Source organism: Sulfobacillus sp. TH-112 (assembly GCF_057473405.1).
Genome location: NZ_JBYCKN010000109.1, coordinates 42,656 through 50,349, shown reverse-complemented (window position 1 = coordinate 50,349; position 7,694 = coordinate 42,656). Strand labels below are relative to the sequence as shown.

Sequence of the window (7,694 nt, the reverse complement as noted above, 5' to 3'; positions counted from 1 at the left end):
CATTATAGCTTTCACCCATAAAGAGCCCAACAGGGGAGTCTTGGTAGAAATCCAATACAAAGGGATGCCCATCCAACATTCCCGTGAAGCCTTCCACCCGGTGATAGGTTTGGGTCGAAAACGTGTCAGATGACCCGCTAGAATTGGCGACAAACCCATTTGGCAGGGCTTGAGGCGTGTGTTGCCCGGTATAACGCTGAACCTGTTGCCCAGCGAAGGGCGGGGTACTGGTTGCTGTTTGCGATGAAGGGGACGCATGCACCACCACCTGTGTTTGCCAACTGACCATCCCATCGCCCACTGTCACGAGATAATTTCCAGGTTGGGGCCATTGAGCTGTAATTTGATACTGCCCCGAAGCATTGGTATAGATTGTTTTCCCTGTGGGATCATGGGGCAGGCCCATGATAGTCATTTTGGCGTGCGGCGCGCCTTGGCCGTTCGTCAAATAGACCGTGCCCGATATCGTTGTTGTTTGTTGCGGAGTGATGGGATTCGGTTGCGCGGTCACGGTTAGCTTAGCGATTTGCTGCGGCGCTGTGGATGACGGGGCGGTGGATGGGGTGTTCGGGGACGAGCTTGCCGATACAGGGGCGTTGGAAGACGGAGAGGCAGGGGAGGAGCTTGGTGAGGTGCGGGAAGATGAGGGCGATGATGTCACGCCGTTCGTGTGCACGGTGCCGGACACCGTATAGTTTCCGTGCCCAGTTGGAGTGGCTGCCACGTGGCCGGTAACTCCGCATCCGGCTAACGCGATGGATCCCACGGTGATTCCCGATAGAATGAATAAATGTTGAATGTTCACGATATCGTCCTCCTTGAATGGAATTACACGAGAAATTTTTACCCACTTTTGCCAAACGCTGTTGACCCTCTAGTCGCCTACGATGAAGGCTGGTAGGGACGCATCGAATGGGAAATCGACAACGCGGTAATTAGGCGCTGCTGCACATCTGAATACGTTGTGACTTGATAAACCGTTGTTCCACGATTCCATGTGATGATCACCTCCGTGGCGATGCGCGGGCTCCCTTGAGCCGTGACACTGGCTGTACTGTTCACGACCAGATAGCCGCGCGTCGTCGGTTGGGGTAATGACAGGGACGTGAGATCATGGGCCAGGTTTCGCGCCTGTTGGCGTGCCAGTGTCGCAGACGGAGCATTGACGACCACCTTCCAAGAGCCCATGGTCCAGGTCAGACTGGTCGCTGGAAGGGAGTTGGCCGATTCACCACTACGGGATTCTTTGCCGATGATCCCGCGGACAATGGATATGGGGGTCGTCGGACCAGGAGTGACCGAGTATCCTGACTCGATCTTGAGCGCCGCACGAACACCCTTAATACCTTCACTGGCATAATTCGTGCCTGAGTATGCGGCGAGGCGCCTGGATGAGGGGCTCGTGATGTGTGGGTTATTGACCGGCCAGGCCTGATTGGTTTTCCAAAGCTCCACTTGATAGGTTGGTGATGTGCTGCCTCCGAACACATGGGCGGTAGCCGACAGAGCGGTTGTTGGTTGCTTCGCGTACGGAATTACTTGCGGGGCTTCGAGGGGCACGCCAAAATGCGATCCCAGTGTCTTCATGGCCGCGACGATGACAGGACTCGCTTTGGCAGCCAGAAATTCGGGACCGGGCATGACCCTGGCCGCGGGTTTGAATTGGCCATGAGCCGAATGCCACGTGAATGTTCCGATCCCCGTTGCCAGGACAAGGATCCCCGCGGCCACCCACTGCCAAGCGTAAGGCTTTTTTGTCTGCTGATGCTGGCGGTGCGCAAACTCTTGGCGCCACCGCTGTTGATCAAACTGGAAATCGTCGTCAATGGCGGGCCACTCGAGACGCCCGAACCAGTCCCGTAAGGCGTCGTCTGGCAGTTCGGGAGCATCTTTCTTATTCCAACGGGGCATCATTGTCCTCCTTCCACACGTGTGCAAACCGACGACGCGCTCGGTGCAGTCGCGAACGGACGCCTGTCTCGGATATTCCGACCATCGCGGCGATTTCTGCCACCGATAGCGATTGATAATAAAACAGCCACAAGCATTCCTGATCCTCTGGCGCCAGGTGCATTAGTGCATCTTCCACCGCGAGGCGTTGCACCACTTGCTGTTCCATCAGAGGATCGCTGTACCTAATCTCCTCAACACGCAGGCTATCGGGTGCGGCGCGGTTTTTGCGACGGGCATCAATGATGAGGTGCCGAGCTGTCGTAAAGAGCCAACCGCCATGAACAACACGGCGAGGATGGCGTTCGTGCCACTGATATAGCCGCCAAAAGGTTTCTTGAGCAATGTCCTGCGCCAACTGTCGATCGTGCGTATGCGTAAGCACAAACCGGGCGATAGTATCTCCCCACTCCGCGATCCATGGGTTAATCCAGAGGGCCTCTTCGTCTGACGGTGGCCCGGTCGGTTTTGGGGAGCGCATAGATATCCTTTCGTTTCGTATGACGTATCAAGCACCAGCAACAGCCCGGCCGGCGATCGCTGACCGGATGCTTTACTGCGCATTCATCTGGTATAACGGAAGAAACGGCACCAACGTTGCAGCGGATACACAGAAAAACTTTGCGTACCTTTCAATCGGATGTGATTACTTGGCAGACACTATCCGAGGAAGAGTAGACTGTGTCAGGACCGAGGTCGTTAATCGAGCCGCCACCGCACAACACTCGACGTATCATGCTCACTGGAGTCCCTACAACCTTCTGCATACTTCCGGAAGACCAGCCAACCGTAAATCATGTCGGGACGCCGTATCCGGATGAGACCCCGGTGCCCGCGCCATATCCACCCCGCCCTTTGGGGCGGATCTCGAGATGATCTCCGGCCCTCATCCGCAGGGTACCTGATGGCCTGAAAGTTAGTCGAAGTGATGGAAAGACCAGTTAACGCCAAAAAGTGCCCTCTTCAGTCACCATCTCCACAATAAACTTCCCGGTGGCGGGGAAAACAGGATAAAATGGAGATAAACCCCACCAAGAGGGGGAGTCTTCTTTGACTACACCGGTGCTAGACATGTTATATGAATATGCGCAACAAGAGCGCCAGCGTTGGCATATGCCCGGGCATAAGGGACTGCGCCCTCCGCTGGGGGATTTTTTGGATTGGAAGTTTGACGTGACGGAAATTAAGGCTATGAATGAGGTGCCGAATCCGGTTCAGCGCTCAGAACGTCTCATGGCAAAGACGTACGGCGCCGATCATACCTGGTATTCCGTCCAGGGCGCAACCCTGCCCATAATGGTTGCGATACTGGCCTCCAATCCATTGGGCTCTACGTTGTGGGTAGATCGGTCCATGCATCGCTCGGTGCTGAGTGCCTTGGTCATTGGTGGCTATCAGGTGCGATGGATGTATCCTCAAGTGCTGCCCTTGGGGCTAGGGTTGCCACTAACGACTTTTCCTGAGGACTTCTCGGGCGCGACAGGCATGGTGTTAACGCGACCGACCTATGATGGACTGGCACAGCATCTCGGGGATGTCATCGGAAGAGCCCACGCGGCAGGGTTGGGGGTGGTGGTCGATGAAGCGCACGGCAGTCATTGGATCGGTCCACGCTATCCGTTATCCGCAGTATATGAGGATGCCGATTTTGTGGTGCACGGTGTTCATAAAAGTGAGAATACCCTCACTCAGACGGGACTATTGCATCAACGAGGAGAGCGCATTGACCCCAGGGAGGTTGACCGGTGGTGGCGTCTTTTAGCGACCTCCAGCCCATCGTATTTGCTTTTGGGAGCGCTCGACCGTTTGCAGCAAGAGCGGCATTCACTCACCTATCAGAGTCGCTGGACGGAGTTTGGCGAACGTGTGGCAGCGATGTGGAATAGACTATCACAACAAGGGATACCGACATTACAAGAGTGGGGGCGCCGTCACGGATTTGACGTGGACCCAGCCCGTCTCACATTTTTAGGACCGGGATCGGAGATTGCCGAGTTCATGCAAGACTGGGGTGAGGTCGAAAAAGTGACTCCCGGCAGTTGTTCACTATTGTTATCACCGGATCAGGATTTGTCCTATATCATGAAGGGACTAACGGCTCGGCAATGGAGCATTGAAACCGGGGCATTTTCGCCTATGTCTTATCCACAGTTAGCGACCGCCTTCACTATTCGTGATGCGTTGTCTATGCCGGGTCGATGGGTACCTTTAGAAGCGGCAGAAGGTTTGGTGGCGAAAGATGCCCTCACACCCTATCCTCCAGGAATCCCGGTAACCGTTCCCGGAGAGGTTATCACAGCGGAGCTGATCGAGTGGCTTCAGCATTGGCTTTCGACCGTTCCTTCACCGGTTGACGGAATTACCTTTAAAGAAGGGCGGCAGTCAATATGGGTCGTGGATCAGTAACCAAGGGCCTTTTAATTTCGTTAGAAGGATTGGATGGGGTAGGAAAAACTACGCAAATTGAGCGATTGCATGCGTGGATCGCAAAGCTCGTGCCGGAAGTGTTGTCTGTGAGGGAACCCGGAGGCACCATGTTGGGTGAGGCGCTCAGAGATCTGGTCTTGCACCGAGTGGAAGCCCAAAGCGGCATGGCGGAGTTTTTGGTGTTTGCGGCTGCACGCGCGGAGTTGATGCAGGAGGTGGTGCAGCCGGCCCTGGCAAGGGGTGCGGTGGTTTTTATGGACCGTTTTATCGATTCTAGTGTCGCATATCAGGCGTTTGGTCATGGTCTTAATGTCGATGAGGTGATGACCATTAATGGCATGGTGACGCATCATCGCATGCCCGACCTTACGGTCTGGTTGCGCGGCGAGCCATTCACAGACCAAGGCGCTTTGCGTGACCGCATGGAATCACGCGATACCAGTTACTTTCGTCAAGTGGATGCAGGATATGAATGGCTTTCGCAGCAATCTTCGAACCGATGGCTTATCCTGGACAGCCGCCAAAATGCGGATATTATTTTTCAAGCGATTACGCAACGCATCCAGCACCTGCTCCCATTCAATGAGAAAGGAGATTGACGATGAAGCTCATTATTGCGATTTTGCAGGACAAAGATGCCGGGCATGCCGTAACAGAGATTAATAGACGAGGATTTCGAGCCACGAAACTAGCAAGTACTGGAGGATTTTTGCGAGAAGGAAATACCACCATCCTCGCTGGGGTGGAGGAACATGATGTGGAGCAAGTACTAGCGATATTGCGCCGCACGAGCTCTCAGCGGCATGAGACCTTGACGCCCCAGACCCCCGCTCATAGTGGAGAGCCGTATGTCCCGTTCCCGGTTGAGGTCACGGTGGGTGGGGCGACAGTGTTTGTGGTAGATGTTGACCGCTATGAAAAATTCTAGTCGCGAGAGAGCCTTTGAGACCTTGGCGGACGCCTGGCGACGAGGGCAATTGGCCCAGTCAATCATCTTAAGTGGGCCGATGGGGGCCATAGATCGCTGGGCTGAATCTATAGAACGGCTATTATTGTGTGAACGTGAGGGTGATGAGGGATGCGGGTGTCGTTCGTGTCGTGCGGGATTACTCCAGCATCCAGATCGCGTTATGTTGGAGCCCAGTCCGAAAACGATTCGCCGCGATGACACTGAACAGGCGCTTTCTTTGCTGGCGTCCCGCCCGTTATGGGCGCCCGCCAAGGTAGTGGTCATTCGACCGGCGGATACCCTGGGTCGAGAAGCGGAAAGCTATCTTCTAAAACACCTTGAAGAACCTCGCGACTATGTCTACTATTTATTGCTGACGGAGGTTCCGGAGGCGATAATGGGGACAATTCGCAGTCGGTGCCAGCATTGGCGGTTTTCTCGTGTGGAGGCGTCGGGAGGAGAAACGATTGCCGCTATCCAACAACTTCTTCAAAGTGCTCCGTCTTTGGATAGCGTGGTGACGATGACTTACTGGGTTCGGGAACAATTTCTTCAATCTCAGGACGCGCGCTGGTTGGCAGCATGGGACGTATTACAACAGGCCTATCACGATCTGGAGCGGAACGGTAACCCGGATCTTGCATTAGCTCGGATCCGGCGGGCCATTCCGCAGGGGGGCTCTCTATGACATGGTGGGTATACGTTCTTCGTTGTGGCGACGGGAGCTTTTACACCGGCATTGCCGTGGATGTCATGCGTCGTTTGCAAACCCATCGTCGAGGGCAAGGGGCTCGCTATACCCGTGGCCGTGGTCCCCTAGATTTGTGGTGGACAAGGGGCCCAATGACGCATACAGAAGCGTTGCATGAGGAACGTCGGATTAAGCGGTGGACACATGCACAAAAGCAACGATTGGGGGAGATGGCGGAGCGGTGAGTGAAAAAGAGGTAGCAGCTGGCACCTTATATTTGGTTGGCACGCCGATTGGTAATCTGAACGACTGGTCTCCCCGAGCTAAGGATATTTTGGCGTCTTGCGATGAGATTTTGGCTGAAGATACGCGAGTGACAGGATTGCTTTTATATAATGCGGGGATTCGCACGCCGTTGCGGTCGTTTCATGCCCACAATACCAGACGGCGTATTCCAGAGGTAATCGACCAGTTAAATGCGGGACAAGCGCTAGCGCTGGTCAGTGATCGTGGTATGCCCGGAATTTCCGATCCTGGACAGGAATTGGTTGACGCCTTGTGGACCCTCAATCTTCCGGTGTCGGTTATTCCTGGACCATCGGCCTTGGACACGGCGTTTGTTGCTTCAGGATTTCCCGCACCGTTGGGATTTTGGGGATTTATTTCGCGTGATAATCGCGAGAAACGACGTACGCTCGAGGAGATTGCGGCCTGGCCCCATACGGCCGTTATTTATGAATCCCCGCATCATATGGCATCGACGATAACGGATCTCATTGCGGTGCTGGGTGAGGATCAAGACATCTTTGTGGGACGGGAAATGACTAAGCAATTCGAAGAGTTTTGGAGAGGGACCCTAGGTGATTTGCAGACGATGGACAGAAATTGGCGCGGTGAGTGTGTGCTTGTGGTCGGTCCCAAAAAACAAGACACGCTAGCGGTTGAACCGAATTGGATCCAATTGTGCGCTGAGGTTGATCAGTTCGTGAAAGACGGGCTTCACCCTAACGATGCGATTCGCCGCGTATCCCGTGAAAAAGGGATCCCGCGGCGAGAATTATACGACCGAATTCATAATGTGCGAGATTAGACCGCTTCCGTGTGCAAATCTTTGAGACAGGACTGACAGACATTTTTACCACGATAGGTTTCAATACCTTCCGCGTTTCCACAGAAAATACAGGCGGGCTCGTACTTTTTCAGGACGATTTTTTCCCCGTCAACGTAAATTTCCAAGGAGTCTTTATCGCTAATATTGAGCGTACGACGCAGCTCAATGGGAAGCACGACTCGCCCTAATTCGTCCACGCGACGTACAATACCGGTTGACTTCATATCAACGCACTTCTCCTTTCGACATGTCAATGCCAGTATAATACCAGAAATTCCAAAAAATAGTCAAATATAGACGCGAATTTTGTCGAATAAACTCGGATTGTTGGTGTTAGTGTCGATTGCGTGGCGAATTATCGCGGAGACAGGTTCATTTGACAGTGCGGGGAGTTCTCTGTTAAAATCGCCAGCAAGTGAGAAGCGATGAAGGGGAAGTCCATGTATTCGAGACGAAAGCGAGTTAGGGATGGTGAAAGCCTAACGTTTCGGTACCAGTCGATATGGCCCCAGAGCTTGAAGTCTGAACATCAGTAAGACTTCCGGTAGTCCCCGATAACGGACATG

10 protein-coding genes are annotated in these 7,694 nt (G+C 53.9%); 6 read left to right on the top strand and 4 right to left on the bottom strand.

What is annotated here, in order from left to right:
- The 3 genes from ACOJWD_RS07420 to ACOJWD_RS07410 all read right to left on the bottom strand — a co-directional run.
- The coding region (locus tag ACOJWD_RS07420) for a carboxypeptidase-like regulatory domain-containing protein (protein ID WP_486992589.1) at positions 1-805 on the bottom strand (805 nt) is incomplete at its 3' end.
- A gap of 77 nt (positions 806-882) precedes the next feature.
- Positions 883-1,911 (bottom strand): hypothetical protein, encoded by a 1,029-nt coding sequence (locus ACOJWD_RS07415; protein WP_486992588.1) that lies wholly within the window; start codon positions 1,909-1,911, stop codon positions 883-885.
- Complete coding sequence (locus tag ACOJWD_RS07410) at positions 1,895-2,431, bottom strand: RNA polymerase sigma factor (protein ID WP_486992587.1); 537 nt, start codon at positions 2,429-2,431, stop codon at positions 1,895-1,897. The genes ACOJWD_RS07415 and ACOJWD_RS07410 overlap by 17 nt, the downstream gene beginning before the upstream one ends.
- 569 nt (positions 2,432-3,000) lie before the next feature.
- On the opposite strand from ACOJWD_RS07410, the gene ACOJWD_RS07405 reads away from it, so the two are divergent.
- Genes ACOJWD_RS07405 through rsmI form a run of 6 tightly spaced genes read left to right on the top strand, consistent with a single transcriptional unit; the run spans position 3,001 to position 7,107 of the window.
- Entirely contained in the window at positions 3,001-4,356 is a 1,356-nt protein-coding gene (locus ACOJWD_RS07405) for an Orn/Lys/Arg family decarboxylase (RefSeq protein WP_486992586.1), read from the top strand.
- Positions 4,338-4,976, top strand: coding sequence for a dTMP kinase (gene tmk, locus ACOJWD_RS07400; protein WP_486992585.1), 639 nt, complete (start codon positions 4,338-4,340; stop codon positions 4,974-4,976). The genes ACOJWD_RS07405 and tmk overlap by 19 nt, the downstream gene beginning before the upstream one ends.
- Before the next feature lie 2 nt (positions 4,977-4,978).
- Positions 4,979-5,305 (top strand): cyclic-di-AMP receptor, encoded by a 327-nt coding sequence (locus ACOJWD_RS07395; protein ID WP_486992584.1) that lies wholly within the window; start codon positions 4,979-4,981, stop codon positions 5,303-5,305.
- Positions 5,292-6,014, top strand: a complete 723-nt coding sequence (locus tag ACOJWD_RS07390) for a hypothetical protein (protein ID WP_486992583.1) — start codon at positions 5,292-5,294, stop codon at positions 6,012-6,014. Before ACOJWD_RS07395 ends, ACOJWD_RS07390 begins: the two co-directional genes overlap by 14 nt.
- Complete coding sequence (locus tag ACOJWD_RS07385; RefSeq protein ID WP_486992582.1) at positions 6,011-6,262, top strand: GIY-YIG nuclease family protein; 252 nt, start codon at positions 6,011-6,013, stop codon at positions 6,260-6,262. Before ACOJWD_RS07390 ends, ACOJWD_RS07385 begins: the two co-directional genes overlap by 4 nt.
- Entirely contained in the window at positions 6,259-7,107 is an 849-nt protein-coding gene (gene rsmI / locus ACOJWD_RS07380) for a 16S rRNA (cytidine(1402)-2'-O)-methyltransferase (RefSeq protein WP_486992581.1), read from the top strand. Before ACOJWD_RS07385 ends, rsmI begins: the two co-directional genes overlap by 4 nt.
- On the opposite strand, the gene ACOJWD_RS07375 is transcribed toward rsmI, so the two are convergent.
- Positions 7,104-7,352 carry an AbrB/MazE/SpoVT family DNA-binding domain-containing protein gene (locus ACOJWD_RS07375; protein ID WP_486992580.1) on the bottom strand — a complete coding sequence of 83 codons (249 nt, stop codon included), beginning with the start codon at positions 7,350-7,352 and terminating at the stop codon, positions 7,104-7,106. The two genes, rsmI and ACOJWD_RS07375, sit on opposite strands and share 4 nt — an antisense overlap.
- Between the last annotated feature and the right edge of the window lie 342 nt (positions 7,353-7,694).